Annotated in this window: 28 protein-coding genes, 1 tRNA gene and 1 pseudogene; 16 read left to right on the top strand and 14 right to left on the bottom strand. The window is 64.1% G+C overall.

All coding sequences use genetic code 11. The features are described from left to right. Positions 1 to 70: 70 nt before the first annotated feature. Positions 71 to 568, top strand: a complete 498-nt coding sequence (locus tag HZZ16_RS07330; RefSeq protein ID WP_197947840.1) for a hypothetical protein — start codon at positions 71 to 73, stop codon at positions 566 to 568. Between the two features lie 58 nt (positions 569 to 626). Here the strand turns inward: HZZ16_RS07330 and HZZ16_RS07325 are convergent, their stop codons facing one another. Then, positions 627 to 1,013: a VOC family protein gene (locus tag HZZ16_RS07325; RefSeq protein WP_197947839.1), complete on the bottom strand. Its 387-nt coding sequence runs from the start codon at positions 1,011 to 1,013 to the stop codon at positions 627 to 629. Between the two features lie 181 nt (positions 1,014 to 1,194). On the opposite strand from HZZ16_RS07325, the gene HZZ16_RS07320 reads away from it, so the two are divergent. The 3 genes from HZZ16_RS07320 (at position 1,195) to HZZ16_RS07310 (ending at position 2,694) form a co-directional block, all read left to right on the top strand. Then, complete coding sequence (locus HZZ16_RS07320; protein WP_197947838.1) at positions 1,195 to 1,767, top strand: hypothetical protein; 573 nt, start codon at positions 1,195 to 1,197, stop codon at positions 1,765 to 1,767. Positions 1,768 to 1,927: 160 nt separating this feature from the next. Beyond that, the gene (locus tag HZZ16_RS07315) at positions 1,928 to 2,467 is read left to right on the top strand and encodes a hypothetical protein (protein ID WP_197947837.1); all 540 of its coding nucleotides are present in this window, start codon (positions 1,928 to 1,930) and stop codon (positions 2,465 to 2,467) included. 150 nt (positions 2,468 to 2,617) lie between these two features. Then, positions 2,618 to 2,694 (top strand) — tRNA-Arg (locus HZZ16_RS07310). A gap of 71 nt (positions 2,695 to 2,765) precedes the next feature. Here the strand turns inward: HZZ16_RS07310 and HZZ16_RS07305 are convergent. After that, entirely contained in the window at positions 2,766 to 3,731 is a 966-nt protein-coding gene (locus HZZ16_RS07305) for an AraC family transcriptional regulator (RefSeq protein ID WP_197947836.1), read from the bottom strand. A 327-nt stretch (positions 3,732 to 4,058) separates the two neighbouring features. After that, on the bottom strand, positions 4,059 to 4,337 hold the full coding sequence (locus HZZ16_RS07300; protein WP_197947835.1) for a hypothetical protein: 279 nt from the start codon (positions 4,335 to 4,337) through the stop codon (positions 4,059 to 4,061). 244 nt (positions 4,338 to 4,581) lie between these two features. Here HZZ16_RS07300 and HZZ16_RS07295 point away from each other — a divergent pair, with 244 nt between their 5' ends. Then, a complete protein-coding gene (locus tag HZZ16_RS07295; RefSeq protein WP_197947834.1) occupies positions 4,582 to 4,992 on the top strand; it encodes a DUF3775 domain-containing protein in 411 nt (136 codons plus the stop codon). A gap of 39 nt (positions 4,993 to 5,031) precedes the next feature. After that, positions 5,032 to 5,493, top strand: coding sequence for a host attachment protein (locus HZZ16_RS07290; RefSeq protein WP_197947833.1), 462 nt, complete (start codon positions 5,032 to 5,034; stop codon positions 5,491 to 5,493). A 22-nt stretch (positions 5,494 to 5,515) separates the two neighbouring features. On the opposite strand, the gene HZZ16_RS07285 is transcribed toward HZZ16_RS07290, so the two are convergent. Then, complete coding sequence (locus HZZ16_RS07285; RefSeq protein WP_197947832.1) at positions 5,516 to 5,779, bottom strand: hypothetical protein; 264 nt, start codon at positions 5,777 to 5,779, stop codon at positions 5,516 to 5,518. Positions 5,780 to 6,078: 299 nt separating this feature from the next. On the opposite strand from HZZ16_RS07285, the gene HZZ16_RS07280 reads away from it, so the two are divergent. Both HZZ16_RS07280 and HZZ16_RS07275 read left to right on the top strand, forming a co-directional pair. Then, complete coding sequence (locus HZZ16_RS07280) at positions 6,079 to 6,525, top strand: hypothetical protein (RefSeq protein ID WP_197947831.1); 447 nt, start codon at positions 6,079 to 6,081, stop codon at positions 6,523 to 6,525. A 97-nt stretch (positions 6,526 to 6,622) separates the two neighbouring features. Further along, positions 6,623 to 7,495, top strand: a complete 873-nt coding sequence (locus HZZ16_RS07275; protein ID WP_197947830.1) for a DMT family transporter — start codon at positions 6,623 to 6,625, stop codon at positions 7,493 to 7,495. A 120-nt stretch (positions 7,496 to 7,615) separates the two neighbouring features. Here HZZ16_RS07275 and HZZ16_RS07270 read toward each other — a convergent pair whose 3' ends face one another. Then, positions 7,616 to 7,885, bottom strand: coding sequence for a histone (locus HZZ16_RS07270; RefSeq protein WP_197947829.1), 270 nt, complete (start codon positions 7,883 to 7,885; stop codon positions 7,616 to 7,618). Positions 7,886 to 7,951: 66 nt separating this feature from the next. Beyond that, positions 7,952 to 8,080 (bottom strand): annotated as a pseudogene (locus HZZ16_RS38265) (FAD-binding domain-containing protein); the annotation flags it as partial. Between the two features lie 169 nt (positions 8,081 to 8,249). Here HZZ16_RS38265 and HZZ16_RS07260 point away from each other — a divergent pair. Further along, entirely contained in the window at positions 8,250 to 9,980 is a 1,731-nt protein-coding gene (locus tag HZZ16_RS07260) for a methyl-accepting chemotaxis protein (RefSeq protein ID WP_197947828.1), read from the top strand. Between the two features lie 97 nt (positions 9,981 to 10,077). Here the strand turns inward: HZZ16_RS07260 and HZZ16_RS07255 are convergent, their stop codons facing one another. Continuing rightward, on the bottom strand, positions 10,078 to 10,737 hold the full coding sequence (locus HZZ16_RS07255) for a peroxiredoxin (RefSeq protein WP_197947827.1): 660 nt from the start codon (positions 10,735 to 10,737) through the stop codon (positions 10,078 to 10,080). 381 nt (positions 10,738 to 11,118) lie between these two features. Between HZZ16_RS07255 and HZZ16_RS07250 the strand changes: the two genes are divergently transcribed. Then, positions 11,119 to 11,691 carry a hypothetical protein gene (locus HZZ16_RS07250; protein WP_197947826.1) on the top strand — a complete coding sequence of 191 codons (573 nt, stop codon included), beginning with the start codon at positions 11,119 to 11,121 and terminating at the stop codon, positions 11,689 to 11,691. Positions 11,692 to 11,731: 40 nt separating this feature from the next. Here the strand turns inward: HZZ16_RS07250 and HZZ16_RS07245 are convergent, their stop codons facing one another. Beyond that, positions 11,732 to 13,597, bottom strand: a complete 1,866-nt coding sequence (locus HZZ16_RS07245; RefSeq protein WP_197947825.1) for an alkaline phosphatase family protein — start codon at positions 13,595 to 13,597, stop codon at positions 11,732 to 11,734. Between the two features lie 1,254 nt (positions 13,598 to 14,851). Between HZZ16_RS07245 and HZZ16_RS07240 the strand changes: the two genes are divergently transcribed. After that, on the top strand, positions 14,852 to 15,301 hold the full coding sequence (locus tag HZZ16_RS07240; RefSeq protein ID WP_197947824.1) for a hypothetical protein: 450 nt from the start codon (positions 14,852 to 14,854) through the stop codon (positions 15,299 to 15,301). 1 nt (position 15,302) lies between these two features. Here HZZ16_RS07240 and HZZ16_RS07235 read toward each other — a convergent pair whose 3' ends face one another. Beyond that, complete coding sequence (locus HZZ16_RS07235; RefSeq protein ID WP_197947823.1) at positions 15,303 to 16,145, bottom strand: GNAT family N-acetyltransferase; 843 nt, start codon at positions 16,143 to 16,145, stop codon at positions 15,303 to 15,305. Positions 16,146 to 16,274: 129 nt separating this feature from the next. Between HZZ16_RS07235 and HZZ16_RS07230 the strand changes: the two genes are divergently transcribed. Next, positions 16,275 to 16,979: an SDR family oxidoreductase gene (locus HZZ16_RS07230; RefSeq protein ID WP_197947822.1), complete on the top strand. Its 705-nt coding sequence runs from the start codon at positions 16,275 to 16,277 to the stop codon at positions 16,977 to 16,979. A gap of 10 nt (positions 16,980 to 16,989) precedes the next feature. Here the strand turns inward: HZZ16_RS07230 and HZZ16_RS07225 are convergent, their stop codons facing one another. Further along, a complete protein-coding gene (locus HZZ16_RS07225) occupies positions 16,990 to 18,090 on the bottom strand; it encodes a serine hydrolase (protein ID WP_446479842.1) in 1,101 nt (366 codons plus the stop codon). Positions 18,091 to 18,362: 272 nt separating this feature from the next. Between HZZ16_RS07225 and HZZ16_RS07220 the strand changes: the two genes are divergently transcribed. The 3 genes from HZZ16_RS07220 to HZZ16_RS07210 all read left to right on the top strand — a co-directional run bounded on the left by HZZ16_RS07220 (position 18,363) and on the right by HZZ16_RS07210 (position 19,718). Further along, positions 18,363 to 18,749 (top strand): ArsR/SmtB family transcription factor, encoded by a 387-nt coding sequence (locus tag HZZ16_RS07220; RefSeq protein ID WP_197947821.1) that lies wholly within the window; start codon positions 18,363 to 18,365, stop codon positions 18,747 to 18,749. Positions 18,750 to 18,751: 2 nt separating this feature from the next. Beyond that, on the top strand, positions 18,752 to 19,243 hold the full coding sequence (locus HZZ16_RS07215; RefSeq protein ID WP_197948055.1) for an SRPBCC family protein: 492 nt from the start codon (positions 18,752 to 18,754) through the stop codon (positions 19,241 to 19,243). Positions 19,244 to 19,451: 208 nt separating this feature from the next. Then, positions 19,452 to 19,718 carry a hypothetical protein gene (locus HZZ16_RS07210; protein ID WP_197947820.1) on the top strand — a complete coding sequence of 89 codons (267 nt, stop codon included), beginning with the start codon at positions 19,452 to 19,454 and terminating at the stop codon, positions 19,716 to 19,718. Between the two features lie 57 nt (positions 19,719 to 19,775). On the opposite strand, the gene HZZ16_RS07205 is transcribed toward HZZ16_RS07210, so the two are convergent. Further along, positions 19,776 to 20,744 carry a Bug family tripartite tricarboxylate transporter substrate binding protein gene (locus HZZ16_RS07205; protein ID WP_197947819.1) on the bottom strand — a complete coding sequence of 323 codons (969 nt, stop codon included), beginning with the start codon at positions 20,742 to 20,744 and terminating at the stop codon, positions 19,776 to 19,778. A gap of 36 nt (positions 20,745 to 20,780) precedes the next feature. Beyond that, positions 20,781 to 21,665: an IclR family transcriptional regulator gene (locus tag HZZ16_RS07200; protein WP_197947818.1), complete on the bottom strand. Its 885-nt coding sequence runs from the start codon at positions 21,663 to 21,665 to the stop codon at positions 20,781 to 20,783. Positions 21,666 to 21,876: 211 nt separating this feature from the next. Here HZZ16_RS07200 and HZZ16_RS07195 point away from each other — a divergent pair, with 211 nt between their 5' ends. Next, entirely contained in the window at positions 21,877 to 22,719 is an 843-nt protein-coding gene (locus HZZ16_RS07195; protein WP_197947817.1) for a hypothetical protein, read from the top strand. Positions 22,720 to 22,784: 65 nt separating this feature from the next. Here HZZ16_RS07195 and HZZ16_RS07190 read toward each other — a convergent pair whose 3' ends face one another. After that, positions 22,785 to 23,996, bottom strand: coding sequence for an ABC transporter substrate-binding protein (locus HZZ16_RS07190; protein ID WP_197947816.1), 1,212 nt, complete (start codon positions 23,994 to 23,996; stop codon positions 22,785 to 22,787). 42 nt (positions 23,997 to 24,038) lie between these two features. After that, positions 24,039 to 24,890, bottom strand: a complete 852-nt coding sequence (locus HZZ16_RS07185; protein WP_197947815.1) for a fumarylacetoacetate hydrolase family protein — start codon at positions 24,888 to 24,890, stop codon at positions 24,039 to 24,041. Positions 24,891 to 24,899: the final 9 nt, after the last annotated feature.

Below are 24,899 nucleotides of genomic sequence, written 5' to 3'. Positions count from 1 at the left end.
GAATCAGAGTTGGCCCGCGAAATGCATAACCATTGTTGCACTGGCCGCGGGGTGCTGGAGCAAGACGAACGTGACCAACTGGATCGATTCCGGCGGCAATGAGCCGCGTCTGTACAGTGCGCGTCCCACGAATTGCAAAAGCGAACAACGGCGGATTGGCGATGCGATACGCCGGGGAAACCTGACGAGGCTGGCGCCCGCCTTGGCTTTGATCGCGCTTGCAGCCTCCTCGGGGCACGCGCGCGACCGCGGGCAGTTCGCCAACACCAATCCCGAATTGAAGGCCTGGTTCGACAGTCTGCGCAGCGGTAAGGGGCCTTGCTGCTCCGATGCCGACGGTTCGGCGCTCTCGGACTCCGACTGGGACAGCAAGGACGGGCATTATCGCGTTCGCGTCCCGCGCTATGGCTATGCACTCGATGGCCAGCAGCAGGAGCTCGTCTGGGTCGACGTGCCCCAGGAGGCCGTGATCTCGGAGCCGAACCGGGTGGGACGCACCATGGTCTGGCCGATCTACGGCTACATGGGTGTCACCATCCGCTGCTTTATGCCCGGTAGCATGACTTAGCCCTCGGGCGTGACGTCGTCGCCTGCTCGGATGCCCGGACGGCGGGCCCCCCGTCGCGTCAGGTGTATTTCTTGTCGCGCTCGAGCAGCTCGATCGAGATGCCTTCGGGCCCGCGGATGAAGCAGATGCGTACGCCGGGACGAATGGTCGTCGGCTCGCGCGTGAACGTGACACCCTTGGCCTTGATCTCGGCGGCGACCGCGTCGATGTCCTTCACCGTCAGGCCGAAATGGTCGAGGCCCTGATGCGGGTGCGGAGGTGGCGGGCTGACGGCGCTGTCGCCCTCGAGCGGCGCGATGAAGATCCGGGCCCCGCCGAGGTTCACGTCGATCCGTCCTGGCGCGCGCACGATCTCGCCACCAAGGACGTCCCGCAGCCAGGCCGCGGTGGCTTCCGGATCGGGGCTACGCAGATGGACGTGATCCCAAGCGACGGCGAACGGCATTCATAGTCTCCCAACGGGTCTTTTCGATGCGACGGCGCATGTTAACGACATCGGTGGGTGGCACACCACCGCCGTTGCCGACTCGCATGACATTGGGGAACCTTAGTTCGTCGCTCGAATTAAGGTAAGCTGTGACAGGATCCATCTTCGATGGTGCTGCGGCCGCAATCGGTGTGCAACCATGAATGCGAGGCTCGACCGACTCGGATTGGGACGCTTCGCCGGCACCGGCGAACGACTGGCGCGGGCGGTGACGATTGCGAGCGTCTCATTTGGCCGAAGCCTTCTGTGGTTGCTGGCAGCAATCATCGTCGGCTGCGGCATTTGGATGCTGCTACCTCTCTCCAAGGGCAACAGTGCTGAGCCAGTGAGAGCGGAGCTGGCGGCTGTTGAAGCGCCTTCCTCCGGCGATGCGTCCAAAGTAGCCTCGCCAGCGTCCGAGGCTCAGGTGCCGGCGACAGCAGAACTGGGTCGTCTCAGGATTTCATCACAGACCTGGCGTCGCGGCGGCCTCGGCTCCAAAGCCCTGGTGACGTTCACGCTGCGAAACGACAATGACTATGCCGTAAAAGATGTCGAGATCGTCTGCGCCTTCACGCGGCGCGACGGAAGTCATCTCACCGACCGCAGCCGGGTGCTGGCGGATCCGGTCAGCATGAAGAGCCGCAAGACCTTTGTGCGTATCCCAATTGGCTTCGTCAACGTGAATGCCGATCAGGCAAAATGTTCCCTGGCTGGAGCACGCCGCGCTTAAAGGCGGCCTGTCCCGGTAGCTGAAAAGTTACCCTCTGCGGTCCTTGGCCGAAACCATGCATCACCATTTGAACCGAACGGCGGGGCCAGGAACCAATTGGAAGATCGCCTGTTGAGGCGAGCAGAGCCCACGCGGGAATGCGGGGGGCGGAGCGCGGCTAATGCCCATCTTTAGGTATTTCATCTTTGTCGGTGGAGCTTTGCTCACACTGCTGTTCGCGGCGAACGTGGTTTTCCCGGCGCCGTCGCCCGAAGCACACGTGGTCGCAACTGCAGCCAACGACCAGCCGCTGATCCGAATCCGGTCCGATCGTCATCTGCCTGAGCGGGTGGTCCTCGACACGAGCCAGCCGACGATTGTCGCACCCGCGGTTCAGACCGCCGCAGTTGCGGCTCCCCAGCCACCCGTACAGGAGAGCCTGTCGCCGGCTTTGGCCGAGATGTCGGCCAAGACGCGGGTGCGCGAGACCTTCGCCCAGTTCACGCCAGCGCCGAAGGCCGGGACCGCCGCAGCCAGGAAGTCTGAGGCTGTTCAGCCGCAGACGTCCCAGGCTCAAGCTCCGGTCCAGGCTCAAGCTTCTCCGGTTCAGGCTCAGCCCAAGCGTAAGATCGTCAGGACCCATCCGGCGCCGCAGCCGGGCCGTCCCATGATGCTGGTCGCGCAGCAGCCGCATTTCGGCTTTTTCAACACGACCTGGTAACGGCGCCTTCGGCAGCCTCGATCGAGGTGTGAAGGGCTTTTTATTGGCCGGCCTCTCTGCTAATTCGAACCGATCCGAACGCCGTCGGATGTGCTGGTTCCTCGCCAGCGCCGACCAGCGGATTTCGGCGGCCCACTGGCCCGGGCCGGGGCGCTCGTAGCTCAGCTGGATAGAGCATCGGATTTCGATTCCGAGGGTCGGAGGTTCGAATCCTTCCGAGCGCGCCAATCGTCTCTGTTCCATATATGTTCTGTAGCGGCGCGGACGCCGGGTCACCGCCGCGAGGGGCCGGCGTCCGTCAGCCTGCCGGGACACCGCTTTGCCGGCCGCGTGCCAGCGTGTCGGAGGGCGCCTCGTGGAAGATTGCGCGGTAGGCTGCGGCAAATTCGCCGAGATGATGGAAGCCCTGGGCGCGTGCGCAGGTGGCCACGGTGACGCCGCCGCCCTTGAGGAGGCGGGCGCGGGTCGCCCACAGCCTCTTCAGGCGAATGTACTGGTGCAGGCTCATGCCTCGCACCTTGCTGACAGCGCCGCCGAGCGTACGGATCGAGACGTCGAACTCGCGGGCGAGATCGGCTGTATAGATCGGCGCCGTCGGATAGGTGGCGACGTAGTCGTCGATGCGCTGCACAAGCTTGATCGCCCGCTCGCTGTGGACCGAGGTGCTTCGATCCGACATCGAATCTGTTCGAAACAGATCGTCGAGCGCGAGCAGCAGGCCTTCCTGGAGATGGGCCGCAACCTCGGTCGTCTCGAACAGGCCTGGCTGCACTGACGCGGTGCGCAGGATATCGAGCAGGAGTTGTCGGGTGTGGAGCAGGGCGGGCCGGTTCGCCACATGGGCGCGCAAATGGTCGGCGCGGTCGAACCAACCCCGGTCTCTCAGCTCGTGGGAGAAGATAATCATGGCGTGATGATTGGTCCGGGGCTCGACGAAATGGCACTCATCGTTGCCGTGGAGGGCAGCGAAGAAGCGAGCGTCGAGATCCACACCTTTGAAGTTGACCCGAAGATCGTCGGTCATCGACAGGATCACCATCCCGCCCGGCATGCGATAGGCGGTGTCGAGGATCCGCGCGAACGATCTCATTACGATGATGCGGCACGCGGGCAGGGAGACGATGGCTCGGGCCGCCGCGAAGTTCGGGATGTCGAGCGGAATGCTCCTCGCATCCTCCATCGTCTCGATTGGCCGAAACGCATCGACATCGGAGAAGCCGATCAGTTGAAGCGCAGAGGAGGGAGCGAGGTCGTCGAACAACATGATTCTGGCCGGCCGCTGAAATGAGACAATCAAATGAACGTCGATGCATCGCCATCAATGGCGAAACATCGGGTTTCAGTAAACCGAATTTCAGGCCGTAGTATTGCGGACATCATGCCATGAAGTCCGTCGGATCATCGCCGCTTCTCGAGGTTCTGCACGTTCATGTTGACGGCACCGAAACACGATCGGTTAAGTCGTCATAAGTGACCTTTTCGGCTGATCTGATCTTTGATGTAGATCAGACATGAATGGCTTCGGGCCAGCGATCCACGACGCACGACATGATCTCGCAAAAGCGAAGGGGCCCGAGGGCCCCTTCAAAGGTCACCAGCGGCGATAGCCGTAGTACCCATAATAGCGCGGACCGTAATAGCGCGGCCCATAATACCGCGGGCCGTAATAATATGGCCGCGGCCTGTAGTAGCCATAGTAGTTCGGCCGCCACCAGCACTGTCCCCAGGCGTCGCAGACCATGCGGACCTGCTCGACGCTGGAGCGCTGCGGTGTCGCAGGTGCAGGCGCGATGGGCATGGCGGATGCCGTCGACGATGCAACGAGGGCGCCGAACAGGAACGCGGCCAATCGGCCAGTCTTGAGGTTCATGATGTCTTCCTCCGCTTACGCGATGCAGGATATCGAGGTTGTTCTCTCAAATTGTGGCCGAACCGAAATGTAATACAGATGAACAAACCTTCGGCGAGCGGACCCTTGCGTCACGGCTCGGCAGAGGCCGCTAGGCCATGCCGTGACTTGACCTTGATCCTGCGCAATTCGCAACTTTGCCTTGGCTCTTACTGTCGCCGTCACGGCAGCGGCGTCGTGCCTGCGGCCAGGCAAGGTGAGCTCAATGCGAGTCATTCCAGATCTGTCGATCTCACCGGAGAAGGTTTTCTTCGTCATCTCGAAATCGCGTCGGTCCGACAGCGAAGCAGGCGGGGGTGGCGTCGTCCTGGACTTCGGCGACGACGACATGAGCTACGGCCGCGGTGGGCGCGGCGAAACCACCGACCGTGCCGAGCTCGCGGGCTTCATCCGCGCTCTCAATGTTGACGAGCAGATCGATCTCGTGGCGCTGACCTGGCTTGGCTGCGGCGATGGTGATCTCTCCGATTGGCGTCAACTGCGCGCTCAGCCCGCGCAGGCGCACAACCAGCGCACCGCCTCCTATCTGATCGGCACGCCACTGCTCGCCGACTATCTGGAAGAGGCAATGACGCAATTCGGCAAGTCCTTCGAGGAATTCGAAGAACAGCTCTGATGCCGGATGCGGCGTCTGCAAGTGTCAAGGAGAAGTTGAATGGACAAAATGAGAATTGACAAGGGTGACTGGCTGGTCGTGTGCGACGGGCGCAAGGCGCTCATTCTGGAAAACCTCGGCGACGAGATGTTTCCGAACCTCCACACCAGGGAGGTGCACGAGCAGCCTAATCCCTCGACCGCCGCTCAAGGGTCCGCCGCGCCGGGCCGGTTACATGGCGCAGCCGGCGGTGCACGCAGCTCGGTCGACCAGACCGATTGGCACAACGAGGCCGAGCGCGCCTTTCTGCGGAGCCTGGCCGGCCGGCTCGATGCCGCCGTCAGCTCCGGTGAGACCACGGCCCTGACCATGGTGGCCTCGCCGCGTGCGCTCGGCATGATCCGCGCCGACTATTCGGACGGGGTGCGCAAGGCGCTTCAGGGGGAGGTCGGCAAGGACCTCGTCAAGCTACCGGTCTACGAGATCGAGAAGCAATTGCTGCGTTCGGGCGCCGCCAAATAGAGGACCCGGAGAGCCGCGGCTCTCAGTAGCAGGGGTGCCGCCGGCCGTCCTGACCGATATAAGCGGCCGCGCTGCGGTAGCAGTGGTTGGTCGCCGGGCCGTCATAGTAGGCGAAGGTGCCGGGGGTGATACCTGGGCCGTAATTGTGAAGGTAGCTGATCGGGTAGGGCAGCGGGTTGGCGTGGGAGCGGTGGTAGCGGTGGCGGCCGTGCGCCTCCGCAAGGGCAGGGGCCAAGACTGCAGCCGTCAGGGCCGCAACCGCGGCTACACGCGTCAACTTGCTCATCTCGATTCTCCGGATCCCGCTCAAATCGGTCAGCCGTTTATAGCAATTTCGGGCGGTCAGCATCGCTCCGGCGGCCCGAAATCATGGCCAGTCCCTCAGATTTCCGGGTGGGTGTGACAGAATTGCCGGACATGCGGCCAAAGCTGCCCATTTTTGGCCTTTTCGGGATGCTTAACGAATTCCCCACACAAGTATGACCAAAGACTATTCGGTTCAGAATTCTGCCGCCGGCCTCCGGGGATCACTTTCCGGCCCCTCGAGTCCGGTGCATTCCTGAAGGCCTTCGCCGTCATCTCGCCATGCGCATCACGCTTCCGAGTCTGCTGCTGCTCTGCCTCGCCCCCGCCACGCCCGCTCGCGCCGAGCTGCACATCACCCGCGACCACGGCGGCTATGTCGAGGAGTACAAGGCCAAGTACAAGCGGGTGCGCGAGAAGGGCGAGCGGGTCATCATCGACGGCATCTGCAATTCGGCCTGCACGCTCGTGCTCGGCATCGTGCCAATGAACAAGATCTGCGTGACGCCGCGCGCGAGCCTCGGCTTCCACCAGGCCTATTACGACAAGGCGTTCACCTTCGGCATCAAGGTCACCAGCGCCGAGGGCACCTCTGATCTCATGTCCTACTACCCCGACACGGTGAAGGACTGGATTCGCCGCAATGGCGGGCTCACCACCGACATGAAGAAGATCAAGAACGGCGTCGAGCTCTGGAAGATCGTCAATCCCTGCCCGGAAGAATGGTGAGCGGCTGAGACGGACCACGATCGTCCGTCGCAGCGCAGCATCGTCACGACGAAATTCGCATTGCCGCATGGCCAAGGGTCGGGCAATGAGGGCGGCAATGAACCATAATCAAGAAACCCTGGCCGCCCGCGCCGCGCCGATCCTGTTCGTGCTGCTTTGGAGCACCGGGTTCATCGGCACCAAATACGTCGTCAACAATGCCGATCCCTTGACCTATCTCGCCATCCGCATGGCGATCGTGGTCGGGCTGATGGCAATCATCGCAGGCATCGCGCGGCCGAAATGGCCGGACCGCGCCGGCATCGTGCACAGCGCGGTCGCAGGCATCCTCGTTCACGGCTTCTATCTGGGCGGCACCGCGATTGCGATCGCGCATTCGATTCCGGCCGGCCTTTCCGCGCTGATTCCGGGCTTGCAGCCGATCCTGACCTCGACCATCGCCAACCGCTGGCTCGGCGAACGGGTCACGCCGCTGCAATGGGCTGGACTCGTGCTCGGCCTCGGTGGGGTGGTGCTGATCCTGCACAACCGCCCGATGACCGGCGAAGCCGGGCTCGGCTGGCTCGCCTCGGTGGTGTCGCTGGTCAGCATCACGCTCGGCACGCTCTATCAGCGCCGCTACTGCAATCACATCGACTGGCGTGCCGGCAATCTCGTTCAGTACGTGGCGGTCTCCATCTTCTTCGCGGTCGGCGCCTTCCTGTTCGAGGATCGCGTGGTGCACTGGACGCGGGAATTCGTCCTCGCGCTCGCCTGGCTTGCGGTTGCGCTCTCGATCGGATCGATCGGGCTGTTGTATTGGCTGATCCGCCACGCCGCGGCGACCTCGGTCGCCAGTTTGTTTTACTTGGTTCCCGCCGTCACTGCTCTGTTGGCCTATCTCCTGTTCGGAGAAACGCTGGACGCGATTGCGATTGCGGGCATGGCGCTCTGCGCCGCGGCGGTGTTTGTGGTCAATCGGCGGTCCTGACGGCGCGCACAGCCGCGATCCCGAGGCAAGCATCATCCGGGCAGGCGTGCAGCCAAACGGCGAGGATAGGCGTGCGCTGTCTCCGGGCGCGCCCGCACCCGGAGACGTCTTCCGGTGCGATCAGCGCTTGGCTTTCTTGGCCTTCTTCTTCGACTTGCCGGCTTTCCTGGCCACCTTTTTCGCAGACTTTTTCGCGGCCTTCTTCGTCGTCTTCTTCGCAGCCTTCTTGGTTTTCTTCTTGGCGGCCTTCTTCGGCGCTACTTTCTTCGCGACCTTCTTGGCGGCTTTCTTCACCTGCTTGACTGCGGTGACTGCCGCGTCCTTGGTCGTTTCCACGGCAGTGGTGATCGTCTCCATCGCTTGTTCGGTGATCGGCTTCTCGTCGTCCATATCGTCCCCCACGATTTGCATGGAGCGATGACGATAGCGGGTTTCGAAATTGTGTCAAAGCGACGCTCAACCTTTGGGGATCTTTGCGTAGGCGGCGAGTGCGCGTTCGCGTGCCCTGGCATGATCGACGATCGGCTGCGGATAGGTCTTGCCGATCGTGATCCCCGCGCTCGCAAGCTCGATCGGCGTTGCCTGAACCAGGTCTCCCCCTCGCGCCAGGCGATCAGGAGGCGGACTGAGCGGGGTCAGGGATGGCGTCGTTTACCAGTTGGAAACCATACCGCGCGCGGCGGTGGGAACCGTCGTTAATGCGACCGTAAGTCAATTGCACGATTATGCAGGAATTACGGGGGTCATTCCATCCATGTCCAATCTTCTAACGGCGAAGTTCCTGCCGCGGTTCAAGCTCGGCACCAAGGCCGTCCTGTGCGCGGTGCTGTTGATCGCAATGAACACGGCGCTGGTGGTCGGCGCCGGCTATTGGTCGCTGACATCCGCCTTCAATGACCGCGCCTTGCGCGACATCGAGATCAATCTGCGCACGCTGGCGCTGGCCTTTGCCGAGACCGTTCCCGAAGCCAAGATCACGATCCGGGACGGCGCGGTGGTCCGCGCCGAGATCCCGAAAATGCCCGACTTCAAGGATCACGCCATCGTGGACCGGGCGGTGTCCTATTTCGGCGGCAACGCGACCCTGTTCGTGTTCGACGCGGCGAGCGGACAGTTCATCCGCCGCTCGACCAACGTGAAAAAAGAAAACGGCGACCGCGCGGTCGGGACCCAGCTTGCCGCCGATCATCCGGGGCAGGCCCCGCTGCGACGTGGCGAGGCCTATAAGGGGCCGGCGACGCTGTTCGGCAAGACGTTCATGACCGCCTATTTCCCGATCGCCGATGGGACCGGCAAGGTCGCCGGCATTCTCTATGTCGGCATTCCCATGGCGCAGTTCGAGGGCATGCTGTCCCAGGCGATGGAGAGTATGGCTGCCGCCGCCGGGCTTGCCGCGCTTCTGGTGCTGCTCCTGACCCTGCTGGTCGTCCGCCGCATCACCCGGCCGCTGACCTCGGTGACGCACTCGCTCACCGCGCTTGCCAACGGTCAGAGCGACGTCACGATCGAATGCGAGGACCGTGCCGACGAGATCGGCGAGATCGCCCGCACGGTCGCGGTGTTCAAGAGCAACTCGCAGGAGCGGGCGCGCCTGCGCACTGAACAGGCGGCGGCAACCGCTGCCGCAGCCGAGCAGCGCAAGGCCGAGCTGCGCAGCTTCGTCGAGGAGTTCCGCGGCAGCGTCGGCGGCATTCTCGACAAGGTGCTCGCATCGTCCGGGGAGTTCGAGCGCGCCGCGCGACAACTCACCGACGCCGCGCGCGCCACGGCAGACCTGTCGGCGCAGTCGGCGGGAGCTTCCGAAAGCGCCTCCGAGCATGTGCGTTCGGCAGCGTCCGCTTCCGACGAACTGTCTCAATCCATCTCCGAGATCACCCGCCGGGTGCAGGAATCGAACGAGATCTCCGCCGAAGCGGTGCGGCAGGCCGAAGCGACCGACCAGCGCATCGCGCAGCTCTCGGAAGCCGGCTCGCGCATCGGCGACGTCGTCAAGCTGATCACTTCGATCGCCGAGCAGACCAATCTGCTGGCCCTGAATGCGACCATCGAGGCTGCACGCGCGGGCGATGCCGGCCGCGGCTTTGCGGTGGTGGCTCAGGAGGTCAAGACGCTCGCCGGCCAGACCGCGAAGGCGACCGACGAGATCTCGAACCAGATCGAGAGCATGCAGCTTGCGACCGAGGAATCGGTCGCCGCCATCAAGGCGATCAGCCAGACCATCGAGCGCATCAGCGGCATCGCAGGCTCGATCTCGGCGGCGGTCGAGCAACAGAAAAGCGCGACGCACAACATCGTCGCCAGCGTGCGCGCCGCGGTGTCAGGCACGGCCGATGTCGCGGTCAATGTCCGTCACGCCGCCAAGGGCGCCAGCGAGACCGGCGAGACGTCGAGCCGGATGTTTGCTTCCGCCCAGGCGCTGTCAGGCGAGAGCCTGCATCTGAAGGCCGAGGTCGAGAGCTTCCTCGACCGCGTGCACGCGGCGTAATTCTGGGTCGTCATCCCGGGATGGTCCGAAGGACCAGCCCCGGGATCTCTGAGATTCCGGGTTCGGTGCTTCGCACCGCCCCGGAATGACAGTGGGGTTATCTGGGCTGCGGGACGATGCGGATGTAGGGCTTCGGCTCCTTCCAGCCCTGCGGATAGATCGTCTTGGCCTCGTCGTTGGAGACCGAGCCCGCGATGATGACGTCCTCGCCCTGCGACCAGTCGGCCGGCGTGGCGACGCGATGCTTGGCGGTGAGCTGGAGCGAGTCGATGACGCGCAGGATCTCCTGGAAGTTGCGGCCCGTGGTCATCGGATAGACCAGCACCAGCTTGATCTTCTTGTCCGGGCCGATGATGAAGACGTTGCGGACGGTCTGGTTGTCGGCCGGCGTGCGGGTGAGGGGATCGCCCGAGGTCGAGGCCGGCAGCATCTCATAGAGCTTGGAGACGTTGAAATCGGTATCGCCGATCATCGGATAGTTCGGGGCGGCGCCTTGCGTCTCCTTAATGTCCTCCGACCATTTGGCATGGCGGTCGACCGGATCGACCGAGAGGCCCATCAGCTTGACCCCGCGCTTGTCGAATTCCGGTTTCAGCTTGGCGAGCGCGCCGAGCTCGGTTGTACAAACCGGCGTGAAGTCCTTCGGGTGCGAGAACAGCAGTGCCCAGCTGTTGCCGATCCAGTCGTGGAACTTGATCTTCCCTTCAGTGGTCTCGGCTTCGAAGTCAGGGGCGGTGGCGCCTATCGGAAGTGTCATGGTTCTACCTCATCGCTTTGAATTTACTTATGAATTCATCTTGGGCCGTCGCCGCCAGTATAGAGCTTTGGAAAGGCCAAGTGAACCGGTTCAAGTAAAATGTGAATTCCTTGCCTGAAGAGCCGACTTCCTAGCACCTTTCTGTTACAGCGGCGCCTGCGGCGAAACATCTCCACCGGAGCTGCACGGGCTCGATTGCCCCGATAATGCCTTTTATGACTTTCATCACGCTCGCCCAGCGCGTTCGAGAACCAGATTGGTCCTGATAGCGACCAATTGGCAACCATCTAGAAAAGTCGCGATCCCCGTATCGAATCGTTAACCACCCCTTTACGCCGGCATGAAAATGCTGGCCGATCAGAAGAAGTCTGGAAGTGAACTATGTCTGCCGCTGCGCCTAAGCCTACCGAGTCGTCGTCCCTCGTGCCGTCCTGCCGCGATACCGCAGCTCATGCCCTTTCCGTCGTGCGCGACGGCGTGATCACCGGCGAAGGCCCGACCACCAAGGGACGGGTGCATTTCTCCCGCTCGCTCGACGCCGATGACACCGCCTGGTGCATGCGCATCCTCACCTCCACCGCCGTCAACGACCAGCCGGTCAGCCGCACTGAAGCCGAAGTGCTGTTCGAGATCAACGAGGCCGCGACCGAACGCACCGACGGCGGCCGGTTCGACGACCTGCTTGCCAAGGCGGTCGCCCATCATGCTGCCAGCGCCTCGGGCCTGAAGGTGCCGCCGCGCAGCGTCGCGCTCTCCGCCGACACCGAGATCGAGAGCTGGGCGCCGTCCTATGCCTCCAAGGTCAACAGCGAGATGCTGGAGTGGATCGCTGGCCAGATGCGCGGCAAGCGCCAGAATAACCGTCGCCTGATGGCGATGGTGGCGACCTTCCTGGGCGCCACCGCACTGCCTCTGGCGGGCCAATTGCCGAACGTGTTCGACATCGGAATGTAAGATTTTGCGCCTCACGTGAGGACGCCAGGGAACGGCGGGGTTATTTCCCCGCCGTTTTTTGTTTGCCGGTGTCCGGCTCGAGACCCAGCGTGCGGCCGGGGAAGCCGGCGGCATCGAAATAACGCTGACTGCCGACGCGCTGGAAGTTCAGCACGGTGACCAGGCCGCCCTCGGCGGGCTTCGACTTCACCGTGCCGACATAGGCCTTCGGCACGACGCCATTGGGCATGGCCTCGGACATCACGCGGCCGATCAGGCCGCCATTGTGCGAGCTGCGCAGGCCCATGAGCTGCGCGGCCGTCATGCCGACGTCGGCATTGCTGACCGGAATCTCGTCGACATAGCCGGCTTTGAAGTCCGGACCGATGGCGGCCATGAAGTTCATGGTGTCGCCGCGGCTGAAGCTGCCATGCATGCCCTGGCCCTGGCGCAGCACGGTGTCGGCGACCTGGACCGAGCAATTGGTCGGCGCCTCGCCGCAATCGCTGGCATAGGAGCGGAAGTTGACGACGATCGACGGCGTCGGGGTCGCCGACTTGCCGCGCAGATTGATGCTCGACAGCGGCAGCGTCCCGGGGAAGCGGCCGAGCGAATCCTCGACGAACAGGCCGGAGACGTAGTCCTGCTCGAACAGCGCCTTGATGGTCTTCGCGGCGAGCTTCTTGTCCTTGTTCGGCAGATAGATCAGGTCCGAGCCGCCATTGGTGGCGACGACGAGGTCGGGTTTGATGGGATCCTTGCCGAGCACACCATTGCCGGCCTTGGGATGCTTGTTGCCCTCGATCTTCGCGTTGTTGTCGTTGGGATCGAACAAGGGCAGGTCGAGCGCTTTCGCAAGGTCGAGCGCCAAGAAGCCCATCGGCAGGAAGTCCTTGGGCGTGTCGTCATAGCTGACCTTGGCCGACGGGCTGGTCTGGCTCTCCTTGGAGATGGTCGAGAAGCCGTGGTCGGCCGAGACGATGATGTTGGTGGAGGCGGCGAGCCCGAGCTCGTCGAGCGCCTTGCGAAGCTGGGCGAGGTTGGCGTCGGCGTTCTTGATGCCGGCCATCGAGGTCGGGCCGTTGATGCCGGGCATGATCTGGTTGAGGCTGTCGCCGGTGTTGTGCTGGCTGCCGTCGGGGTCGCGCGACCAGAACACCAGCACGAACGGCTTGTTGCGCGCCTTGAACATCGGCAGCACCACTTTGGTGGCGACGTCGGCGAAATAGGCCTGCTGCGCGACGTTGGCAACCGTGGTGCCCGGCGTCTTGGCATCGCCCGCCTTGGAATTGTCGCCGCGCGGCGGCGTGGCGAGGGGCAGGCCGGCCTTGGCCAGCGCGTCCTTCACCTCGTCCGACAGCGCCACGCCGTTCTTGCCGCCGGTGGAATCGTCGAACACGATCGAGTGCAGACCGGGCTTTTCAGGCTTGTCAGTGTGGTCGAACTGGTAGGTCGGACCGACCTTGCCGATCGCCGCGGTGCTCAGCCCCTTGTCGCGAGCCAGCTTCAGAATCGTGTCCTCGTTGAGATAATCGCCCTTGAAGTGCTCGTCGATGTCGCCAAGCACGGCGTCGTTCTCGATGAAGGGGACCACCGTCCCGCCGGCCGGCACCGAGGTGTAGTTGGTCCAGATCGTGTTGGAGAACACGCCGGTGTCGCCGAGATAATGGCCGGTCGACATCGCCGAGCCGTTGGCCATGGTGAAGGTGGGGAAGAGCGAGTGCGGATTCTTGAAGTTCACGCCCTTGTCGCGAACCTCGGCCATCGCAGGCGTCGTCTCCGGGGTGACCTTCAGCGCGCGCAGACCGTCCGGAATGAACAGGATCAGGTTGCGGGGCGTGTTGTTCTGGGCAGAGGCAAGTCCGGTGAAAAGCCCGGTGGACAGCACGGTCAGACCGGCGGACAGCAACACCAGTGAACGGCGCATCAAAGTCTCTCCTGCACTGAGGCAAATGGCCGCGGCAGCGGCTCACAGCTTCGTTTAGTTTCGCTGCATGACGGTTTCGTTACAAGAGTCCTGGACGTTGCAAGAGGCTGGGGAGGGGGAGCGCTACGCTCGTGTCCCGGACGAGAAGCAGCGCTGCGTCCGGGGCACGAGACCTGACCTTGCGGCACACAGCTGCCTCAACACCGTCATTGCGAGCGCAGCGAAGCAATCCAGGACTGCATCCGCGGAAAGACTCTGGATTGCTTCGCTGCGCTCGCAATGACGGAGTGTGGCAGGACAATCGCCCTGCAAATGCGACTGTCATTCCCCGCGAAAGCGGGGAATCCAGTACGCAGCGGCCTTTCGACTGAACCACAACCGTCTCGAAGTACTGGATCGCCCGGTTAAACCGGGCGATGACGGCGGGCGTCTCGTTGCAGACGTGCATACGCATCCTCGCTGCGCATTCGCCCGAGCTTTGCATGACCACACCTCACCCTCTGGGAAAAGGGCGCAGGGAAGACCGGGTGCCGGCCGGGCACCCACGGTCCACTGTGCGAAAGGTGGCAACGAAGAATTTGCACAGCGGCATACAGGTGGAGCCAAACATCCGGCCTTCCCTGCGCAGTGGTTGGAACGGCTTATGTCGTGCTCTCCCCGGGGAGCGATGCACTATTGCCCCCGTCGCCTTCTCGGATAGCTGATGCGTATCGCCCGGTTGGGCAGCACACATCACCGCAAGACTTGGCGCACAGACCCCGGGCGCCAGGACCACACGATTTTGCCGTACGCGAACCGCACCCGTCGTTGGCACGAGGTCTTTGCTCACGGTTGCCCGCCCTGCAAACCCTTTCGCGCCGATGTGGTCCGCGTCCACCGCCGCCCGGCCCGCGTTCGTGACGATCGCGATACGCCCCTCTTCCTTGGGCCGGGTTGCGCGTCACATACGTCATTTCCGAATTTCGGTAAAGCGGAATATTTTGCGCGACCCGGGTTGACCGGCATTTTGGGTGTTTTGCCCGTCGGGCTACGCAAGGGATTGTGGCCGCAACCATTCAATCAAGCAGCAGGGGGCGCTGACGCACGAAGTAATTGAAGAGAGAGGGGAATTCCGGGCGTTCTGCCGCGCCCTGTTCCCGGTTATTCGCGTGCCTTAACCAATAATTAATTATACGTTTGCGGGTGGACGACAGCCCGGCCTAGCCTCCCTGCGGGGAGCCGCTATCGCGAAGCCAAACGAGTGTGGTGCGTATCATGATTGCCAGATCATATGGGGCGTTGTTCGCCTCGCTCAGCGCAGCTGCGCTGCTGCTTAGCTCCAGTGACAGTCCTGCCAGACCTGCTGGCGCCGCCGCGCCCGGCGTCGCAACTGCTGCTGCTCCGTCCGCTGCGGCACGTCCGCCGATCGGGCCGGGTGCCCGGTTCCACCGCCGCAGCGCTCCCTGGGTCTATTGGCCGGGCGGCGGCGGCTACTTCTACGACGGCGCCGGCTACAGCGAGCCTTTCGCCGATGTGAACCAGTCGCTTTCCGCCGATGTGCGCTACACCTACACCTATGATGTGCCCTGGGACTGGACGCATCGCTATCCGCCGAACGTCGTGCCGTCCGATCGGCCCTATGTGCCGAGCTGCCCGACCGAGCAGGTGACGGTGCCTGGCCGCGGCGGCAGCGAGCACACCGTCAACATCATGCGCTGCTACTGAGCTAACCCAGCTCGAAGCTGGTGACGCCGAAGACGCGATCGAGCCGCAGCGGCGGGATCGGCGCCGTATACATCCGCGCCGTCTCGAACACCGGCTCGAGGCCGAGCTCCTCGGCGAGCGCGATTGCGGCGGGATTGACGGCGGGGACATCGAGGAAGACCTTGCCGGAGCCCGCGCTTCCGAGCAGGGCCTGCACGACGTCAAGTGCGGCGGCACGATCGTCGGCGACGAGCGGGCCGATCTTGTAGCCGGTCCGGCACGGACGGATGACGCCCCATGCAGCGAGCCTGCCGCCGCGCAGCAACGCGCGGCCGACGTGGCCTTGTGTGTTGATCCAGGCGCGCAGGAAGGCGCTGCGCGCGGCGGGGAAGACGGTGGCGTCATCGGCTTGCACGAGCGCAAACGGGACCTTGTCGAGCGCAACGACATCGGTCGCTGGCTTCACGGATCCCGCAACAGTGCCGCCATAGCGGATGTTGGCGTAGGCGAGCTGGAATCCCGACTTCCTGTAATTGTCCTGCTGCGCCACCACGCCGTCGAGGCCGATCACGCGCGCACCCGCATGCTCGATCGCGGCGTTCCAGATGCGCAGGCCATGGCCCGCGCCGCGAAAGCGCTCGCGCACGATGTAGAACCCCAGGAAGGCGACGCGGTCGTCGTAATTGACGCAGGAGACGGTCGCGACCGGCTCGCCGTCGATCTCGCCGACGAAGAAGCCTTGGCGATCGGGGATCGCGAAGCAGGCGGCATCCGCCAGCCCCGGATTCCATCCCTCCGCCGCGGCCCAGTCGACGGCGAGGGCGATTTCGTCGGGGCGCAAATTGCGGATCTGCAGATCACTCATTTCAAGCCGCTCACGATGGATGCTGGATGATGGATGCCTTGGGCCATGGACCTGCCGACGGGTCCGGCTGTAGAAGGCCTCATGATAGGCCGAGCCTGCGGCTGGCCTCAACTGAAGGGATCATCAGTCATGGCAGCAGAGAAGGTTGCGCTCGTTACCGCGGGCGGCAGCGGCATGGGGGCGGGGGCTGCGCGGCGGCTGGCGGCGGACGGGTTTCGCGTCGCCATCCTGTCGTCCTCGGGCAAGGGCGCGGCGCTGGCGGCCGAACTCGGCGGGCTCGGCATCACCGGCTCGAACCAGTCGAACGATGATCTGAAGCGCCTTGTCGAGGCTGCGATGGCGAAGTGGGGGCGGATCGACGTGCTCGTCAACAGCGCCGGGCACGGGCCGCGTGCCCCCATCACCGAGATCACCGATGAGCAGTGGCACACCGGCCTCGACACTTATCTCCTGAACGTGATCCGTCCGACCCGTTTGGTCACGCCGCTGATGCTGGCGCAGAAGGGCGGCGCCATCATCAACATCTCGACCGCCTGGGCGTTCGAGCCCAGCGCGATGTTCCCGACCTCGGCGGTGTTTCGCGCCGGCCTCGCCGCCTTCACCAAGATCTTCACCGACACTTACGCGGCCGACAATGTTCGCATGAACAACGTGCTGCCGGGCTGGATCGACAGCCTGCCGCAGCAGGACGCGCGACGCGACAGCGTGCCGATGAAGCGCTACGGCAAGGTCGAGGAGATCGCGGCGACGATATCGTTCCTGGCCTCCGACGGCGCGGCCTACATCACCGGCCAGAACATCCGCGTCGACGGCGGGCTGACGCGCTCGGTCTGAGGCGGCCGCCTCAATGTGAGGCGATAAGCCGCGCCAGCTCCGGCAGGATCTTGTAGCGGGCGATCTCGTGCGGATACTCGCCGCGATTGGCCAGCAGGACGATGCCGATCCGCCGCGCCGGCACCAGGCCGATATAGCCGGAGGCGTTGTTGAGCCCGCCGGGCTTGTCGACGATGGTCACGCCTGGAAGACGCACGGTCTCCCAGGCCATGCCCTGTCCGAATGTTTCGTCGACGCGGAAGGCCTCACGCTGCGTCATCCGCAGGGCTTCGCGCAGATGTGGATCGATCGCGCGGCCATCGACGCAGGCGGCCGCGAAGATGGCAAGGTCCCGAGCAGAGGCGAACATCTGGCCCGTGTCGGGAAGATCAAAGTAGCTCTGCTGATTGCCGATCGGTCCGATCGCCATGCCCTGGTCGGAATAGCCCTGGACCACGCGCTGCATCGCCGCCGCGTCCATGACGGCGCGATTGTCCGGGCCGCGCTCGGGGACGAAAGTGGAGCTCATGGCGAGGGGACGGAGAATGCGGTGCTGGATCAGCGCATGGATCGACCTGCCGTAGCAACGCTCGAGCACGAGTTGAAGCAGCACATAGCCGGCATGGGTGTAGACGCGTTGCCGGCCGGGTGCGATGCCGGGCGCCGGCGTGAAGGCGTTGAGCAGGGCGATGAACTGCTCGCGCGTATATTCTTCGTTCGGCCAGGGCGGATGGTCGGTCGGGAGCAGCAGGCCCGAGGTGTGCGTCGCCAACTGGGCAACAGTGACGTTGCGGATGTAGTTGCCGCTCAGCTCGGGCAGGTATTTCGGCAGGCGATCGTCGAGCCGCAGCTCGCCGCGCAACACGCCGAGCGCCACGAGCGTGGCCTCGAACGGCTTTCGCAAGGAGGCGAGGTTGAACAGCGTGTCGGGCGTCACCGGCCGCCTGGTGGCATCATCGGCGAACCCATAGCTGAAGAATTCGACATGGCGGCCGGCATAGAGCGCGGCCGCGAGGCCGCCCGCATGGTCCGGCGTCGCGGTCGGCGCCAGCGCGCCGGCGACCATGTCGCGCATCTGCGCAATCATGTCGGAATCGGCCGAGGCGCGGCGCGGGCAAAGCGCCATCGCCATCGAAATGGATGCGGCCCGGGCGAAGACTCGCCGGGTGATCGGGGATGAGATGAAAACGGGCGGCACGTGCTCTGATCGATCATGCTGATGCGCCCCCCGATATGGTTTAGCGGGCAGGGCGCAAGGTCCCAATTCACGATTGCGCGTTGTGGGTTCCGACCGACCGAAGGTGAAGAATCCCCGGATTGCGCAACGCTTCATCCGGGCGAAAAAACTGAGCCATCCGGCTAACAATTATTGACGCCCGTTATCGGGCGTGTATAGTTAGCTTCATGGCTAACCAATTATCCAACCTCGACCAGATCTTCGCCGCGCTTTCCGATCCGACGCGGCGGGCGATCGTGATGCGGCTGTGCGCGGGCGAGGCGTCGGTCGGCGAGCTCGCCGGTCCCTTCGACATGGCGCTGCCGAGCTTCATGAAGCACATCCATGTGCTGGAGACGAGCGGGCTCGTTCAGTCCGAGAAATCGGGACGCGTGCGCACCTGCCGCCTCAGCGCGGATGCGCTTGTCGGCGCGGAGGATTGGTTCCAGCAGCAGCGCGCGGTCTGGGAGGCGCGGCTCGACCGGTTCGAGGCCTATGTGATGAAGCTCAAGAAAGAGAAGGAAAGGGCGGCCGCCAAGCGGCCGTCCCGAACAACCAAACGGAAAGGTTCCTGATGATGACGAGTTCCGCCAACCCCGCTCTGTCGCAATGGTCGCTCGACCGCGAGATCGTGATGTCGCGCGTGATCGACGCGCCGCGCGATCTGGTGTTCGAGGCATGGTCCGACCCCAAGCATCTGCCGCAATGGTTCGGCCCGAAGGGATTCAAGGTCGAGACCTTCGAGATCGACGTCCGTGTCGGCGGCGTCTGGCGCTTCAACATGATCGGGCCCGACGGCACGGTCTATCCGAACCGGATGCGCTTCCGCCGCATCGAGCGGCCGTCGCTGATGGAGATGGATCATGGCCTCGACCAGGATGACGATCCCGGCATGTTCCGCTTCACCGTCACCTTTGCCGAGCAGAGCAACGGCAAGACCGTGCTGATGATGCGGCAGCTGGCCTCCAGCACCGAGCAGCGCGATGGCATGATCGGCTTCGGGGCCGTCGAGTACGGCTACCAGACGCTCGACAAGCTGGCGGCCTATGTGGCGGGGGTGAAGCGATAATACGACGTGACCGTTCGAGAGTCGATGTATCGCATCGTCCCGAACGGCGGATGGGAGCTAAACGCGCTCTGGATTCATTCTTCAGCGGCTGAACATGTGATACGGCTCCAGCGGGCAATTCGCCGGGGCCGCATTCACGCACGGCACTGCCGGTTCCCTCGCAGGCGCGAGCCATAGGAACGATCGCTGCTACCAGGCTTTGGCAGTGATGACGCACATCATCTTCAGCGACTACCGCAATCCCGCGGCGGAGCAGGCCTACGAGATCGCCTGGGACTTTCTGGTGCGGACGGGCGCCATCCGCGACGAGTTCGAAGCCTGCGTGTTCCTGGCGCAGCGTATCACCGTGATGGTCGAGGAGGGACACACCAATCGGATCCGCATGGCCAACCGCGCGATCTCCGAATACCAGCACCATGCCGAGGAACGCGACGATCTCATCCGCAGCGGCGGCCGTTATGCCGAGGGGCGCTAGGCGCCGGCCAGCGGGCGCTCGCCGTCTCACGCCAGTGGGAGAAGCAGCGCCGGCTTCCTATTCGCCCTTGAGACCGGCATCGCGGATCAACTTGGTCCACTTCTGCGTCTCGGCGTCGATGAACTGGCCGAACTCGGCCGCGGTGCCGGCACGCACCTCGAGACCCTGGGCGGTCAGCTTGTCCTTGATCGCAGGCTCGGCGAGCGCGCGCAGCACCTCGGCCTGGAACTTGTCAACGACGGCGCGCGGCGTCGTGGACGGCACCATGAAGCCGTACCAGCCGGCGGCAGCGACGTTGGGAAAACCCTGTTCGCGCAGCGTCGGCGCCTGCGGATAGAGCGCGCTGCGCTCGGCCGAGGCGACGCCCAGCACGGTGAACTTGCCGCTCTGGATGTAGGGCAGGGCGGTCGGCAGCGCGGTCAGTGTGGCATCGACGCGTCCGGCGAGCAGCTCGGTGTAGGAGGCCGCATCGCCCCGGAACGGGATGTTGAGACCCTTGACGCCGGCATCGCGGAACAGGAGCTCTCCGGCAAGATGCGGCTGCGAGCCGGCGCCGGGGGAGGCGAAGGTCAGTCCATCCGGCTTTGACTTGCCGTAGGCGATCAAGGCGAGAAGCGTCTTGAACGGCGCGTCCGCACTGATGATGAGGAACAGCGGTGCGATCACGGCCATCGCGACCGGCTGCAGATCCTTGCGCTCATAGGTCAGTTGTCCGAACAGCGCCTCGGCGGTGGCGTAGGGCGCCGCGACATAGAGGACGGTATAGCCGTCGCCCGGCGCATGCGCGACCATGTCGTTGGCGATGCGCGTGCCGGCGCCGGGCTTGTTCTCCACGATGAACTGCTGGCGCAGGCTGCGGCCGAACTCCTCGGCCAACAAGCGCAGCGAGATGTCGTTTGAGCCGCCGGGCCCGTAAGGCGAGATCAGCCGGACCATGCGCGACGGCCAAACGTCCTCAGCGCGTAAGGAAAATGGTGAGACCGAGACGGCGACGGCGCCCAGCAGTGCTCGGCGTGTGATGGTCATGATGGCCTCCCGGGGATGGGGCGCCAGCTTGTTTGTTCATGTCCTGGCGCTCTTCTTGTTTTGCTTGCGCGTCTCGGCCGCCGGAATCGCCGTGTCGGCCATGGCCCGGATGCTGTCGGCGAGCGCCGCGATGCGCGGACCGATTTCGCCCTCGAGCTGCCCAGGCTGGAGCCGGAAGGCGGGGATGCCGCAATTGATCGAGAACGATTGTTTCGATTCGCTGATATGAAACAGCGGCGCGGCGACGGCATGGATCGAGGCGATGTACTCGCCCCAGCAGGTGCAGAAGCCGCGACTTTTGCATTGCGCGATCCCAGCGCGGTATTTGTCGCGGACCGCCGACCACAGGGCGGCATCTTCGCCGGCGAGATTGCGTTCCAGCCGGTCTGCATCGGCGGACGGCAAGGTCGCCGCCGCGGCGCGGCCCATGGCGGTCATCGCGACGGGAATGGGCATGCCGATATCGGGCACGTGCGGGCCGACATCGCCGGAGCGCGCGGTCTCGACATAGATCATCGACGTCGCATCGAGCAGGCCGATCGAGACCGTGCCGCGGACGCTGTGCGCCAGCTCCTGCATCATCGGCCGCGCCACCTGGCGGAATTGCATTCCGGCGAGCAGGGGATGGGCCATCCGCAGCGCCCGCGGACCCACGCGGTACTTCGATCGCTCGGCGTCGTAGCGGAGATAGCCGAGCTCGGCCAAGGTATGGGTCAGCCGCGCCACCGTCGGGCGCGGGAGGCCGGTCAGCGTCGACAGCTCCATGTTGCCCAGCAGCGTGCTCCCGGCCTTGAACGCCTCGAGCACGACGAGCCCCTTTGCCAGCGTGGTGGCGAAAGCGGCGTCATCGGCGCTCTCGGCCAGCACGGCTGCGGCAGAGGAGAGCGGGCGCCGCGGCTTGGATGAGTCAGTCGGAGCCATCCCGGAATATCAGACAATGGAGGCTGAATGTCCAATATATTCGCTGACCCCGCGAAAATTGCCCGATATGTGGACACCTCATGGACCGCGCTTTTGCACGTTGCGCACTGCTGGAATGAGCGGGCACACAGATTTTTGTCGTGATTGCATGCCGTTCTGTGACAGGATTATTACGACGACATGTCAGATCGATAATTTTGCGGAGCGGTTCATGTTGCAGTGGCAGGCGCGGTCAAATCCCCTGGCGTGGTGGTGGGGATCTCTCACGCTTGTGAGCAGCGCCAATATCCTCGTCTGGTTCATGCTCTATCGCGAGTTCTATCCGACGCCTGCGGCCAGCCTCAGTGGCGGCTCAGACATCGGACTGATGTTCCTGCTGTGCGCCGGCTACGTGTTCGGCTGCGCTTTCCGTTCGGTGCTGCCGCGCGCCGACGTGCAGCGCATCTGCCTGTTCGATACCTGGCTCTCCAGCGTCTTCGTCGGACGCTCGGTCGCGACCGTGGCCGAGATCTGCTTCGCCGCGCAATGGGCGATCATCCTGCATCAGCTCGGCACCATGACCGGGGCCGAGACGGCGGTGAATATCGCCTGGGTGATTGTCCCGGTGATCATCATCGCCGAGTGCTTCTCCTGGTACGCGGTGGTCACCACCAACTATCTCTACAACGCGATCGAGAATTCGCTGTGGGCGGTGACCTTCTTTCTTGCCGGCATCGCGCTGTGCCGCCTGATGCCGGAATTCCAGGGCGTGGTGCGCTGGGCGCTGATCGCTGGCATCGTCGGCATCGCCTGCTTCCTCGCCTTCCTCGTCACCGTCGACGTGCCGATGTATCTCAGCCGCTGGCGGGCGGGGCACGTCGAGGGCAACAAGTTCCTCGGCCTGCTCGAAGGCCTGCACGACGTCGCGACGCGCTGGGTGGTGACCCACGACATCGCGCATTGGAAGGGCGAGCTGACCTGGATGTTCCTGTATTTCACCGCGGCGGTGTGGTCGAGCCTCGCCCTCTGCGCGCTCTACGCGATGGAAGGCTATCTGGCGCGCTATCTCGCCTGACGGTCAGATTCCAGCTTGACGCATTCTCTTGAAGCGAACCGCCATCAAGCTTCGCTTCAGAGGCTCTACTTGCCGACCAGGCTGCATTTGCTGCGATCGAGCGGACGGAAGGCCTGGTCTGGCGGGATCGTCGCGACCAGCTTGACGAAGTCCCACGGACCCCTGGATTCCTCCGGTGTCTTGACCTGCACCAGATAGAGATCGTGCACCATGCGTTGGTCCTCGCGAATACGTCCGTTGGTGGTGTAGGCGTCCGACACCGGGGTCGCCTTCATTTTGGCCATCACGACGGCGCCCTCGTCGGAATCGGTGTCCTTCACGGCCTGCAGATAATGGCGCACGGCGGAATAGACGCCGGCCTGGATCTGCGAGGGCATCGCCTTGCGGCGAGCATGGAACGTATCCGAGAATTTCCGGGCTGCCGGCGAGACATCCTCGAAGAAGGAGGTGACGATGAGATCACCGCGCGTCGCTTTGAGCCCAACCGCCTCAATGTCGACGTTCTGGAACGACATCGGAACGATCTTCATGCCTTGGCTGGCGAGGCCGAATTCCTCGGCCTGCTTGATGGCGGTCGCGTTGTCGCCGGCAACGTTGATGGCCAGGATCTTGGCGCCCGAAGACTGCGCCTGGAGCAGGAATGAGCTGTAGTCAGGCGTGCCGAGCTGCGCCTTGACGCTACCGGCGACCTTGCCGCCGAGTGCGGCGATGCGCTCGCGCGCGGTCACCTCGATCGAATGGCCAAAGGCGTAGTCGCCGGTGATGAAGAACCAGGGCTCCTTGCTGGTCTGCATGATGCCGGAGACCACGGCGGTCGCGGTGGAATAGGCGTCCTGGGTCCATTGCACGCTGGTGGGGGCGCACGCTTCATCGGTCAGCTGGTTCGCGCCGGCGCCGGAGATAAGGAATATCTTGCCGTTGCCGCGCACCAGCTCCTGCACCGCCAGCGCCGCGCCGGAGCTGCCGCCATCGGCGATTGCCTGGACGCCGTCGCTGAACCATTTTCGCGCGAGGGACGCGGCGAGATCCGGCTTGTTCTGGTGATCGGCCTGCAAGATCTCGATCGGCTTGCCGTTGATCTTGCCGCCGAACTCCTCGGCGGCCATCCGCGCCGCTTCGACCGAGCCCGGACCCATGGCGGTCGCGAACACGCCGTTCATGTCGGTGAGGACGCCGATGCGGATGGCCTCACCCTTGATCTCAGCCCGCGCGGCGGAGCCGGCGAGCGCAAGTGCGATCAGGAGAGTGGCGGCGGAGGTGGTAGCGGTCGTGCCCATGGCGTTTCCTTGATTTTATCGTTGATTGATCGATGTCTACGGTCAGGCCGGTTCGGCGATCACCGTGTTGCGCAAGGTGCCGATGCCGGAAATCTCGACCTCGACGGTGTCGCCGGGGCGCATCCACAGCGGCGGCGCGCGCTTGGCGCCGACACCGCCCGGCGTGCCCGTGACAATGACGTCGCCGGGCGCGAGCGGGCAGATCGCGGAAATGTAGGCGATCAGCTCGGGGATGGCGGTGATCAGGAGATCCGTCGTGGTGTCCTGCACGACCTTGCCGTTCAGCCGGGTCTGCAAGGTGAGCCTCGACGGATCCGGAATCTCGTCGGTCGTCACCAGCCACGGACCGAAACTGCCGCTCTCGGCAAAGGTCTTGCCGGCGAGGAATTGGCTGGTGTGGCGCTGCCAGTCGCGGATGCTGCCTTCGTTGTAGCAGGAATAGCCGGCGACGTGGTCGAGCGCGCGGCTGGCCGGGATGTGACGGCCCGCCTTGCCGATGACGAGCGCGAGCTCGCCTTCATAGTCGAAGTCGTCGCTCACCCGTGGTTTGACGATGGGCTGGAGATGGCCGACCTGGCTACAGGCGAAGCGCGCGAAGAGCGCCGGCTTTTCGGTGACGGTGCGGCCGGTCTCGGCCACGTGATCGCGATAGTTGAGGCCGACGCAGATGATCTTGCCGGGATCGGGGATCACGGGCGCGAAGCTGATCTTGTCGAGCGGATGATCGGGAGCCGCGGAGGCGACCAGCCTTGCCGCATCGGTGAGGCGACCGGCCTCGAGCAGCTGCCGAAGCGTGGTGCACCCCGCCATCCGCGCGCCGAGATCGACGACACCGTTGTCCTTGACGGCGCCGAAGGAGGGGCGTCCGTCCACACTGAATGAGAGCAGCTTCATGAAATGTCC

This window comes from Bradyrhizobium glycinis, from assembly GCF_016031655.1.
Taxonomy (GTDB): Bacteria; Pseudomonadota; Alphaproteobacteria; order Rhizobiales; family Xanthobacteraceae; genus Bradyrhizobium; species Bradyrhizobium glycinis.
This window is presented reverse-complemented; position numbering and strand designations above follow the sequence as displayed.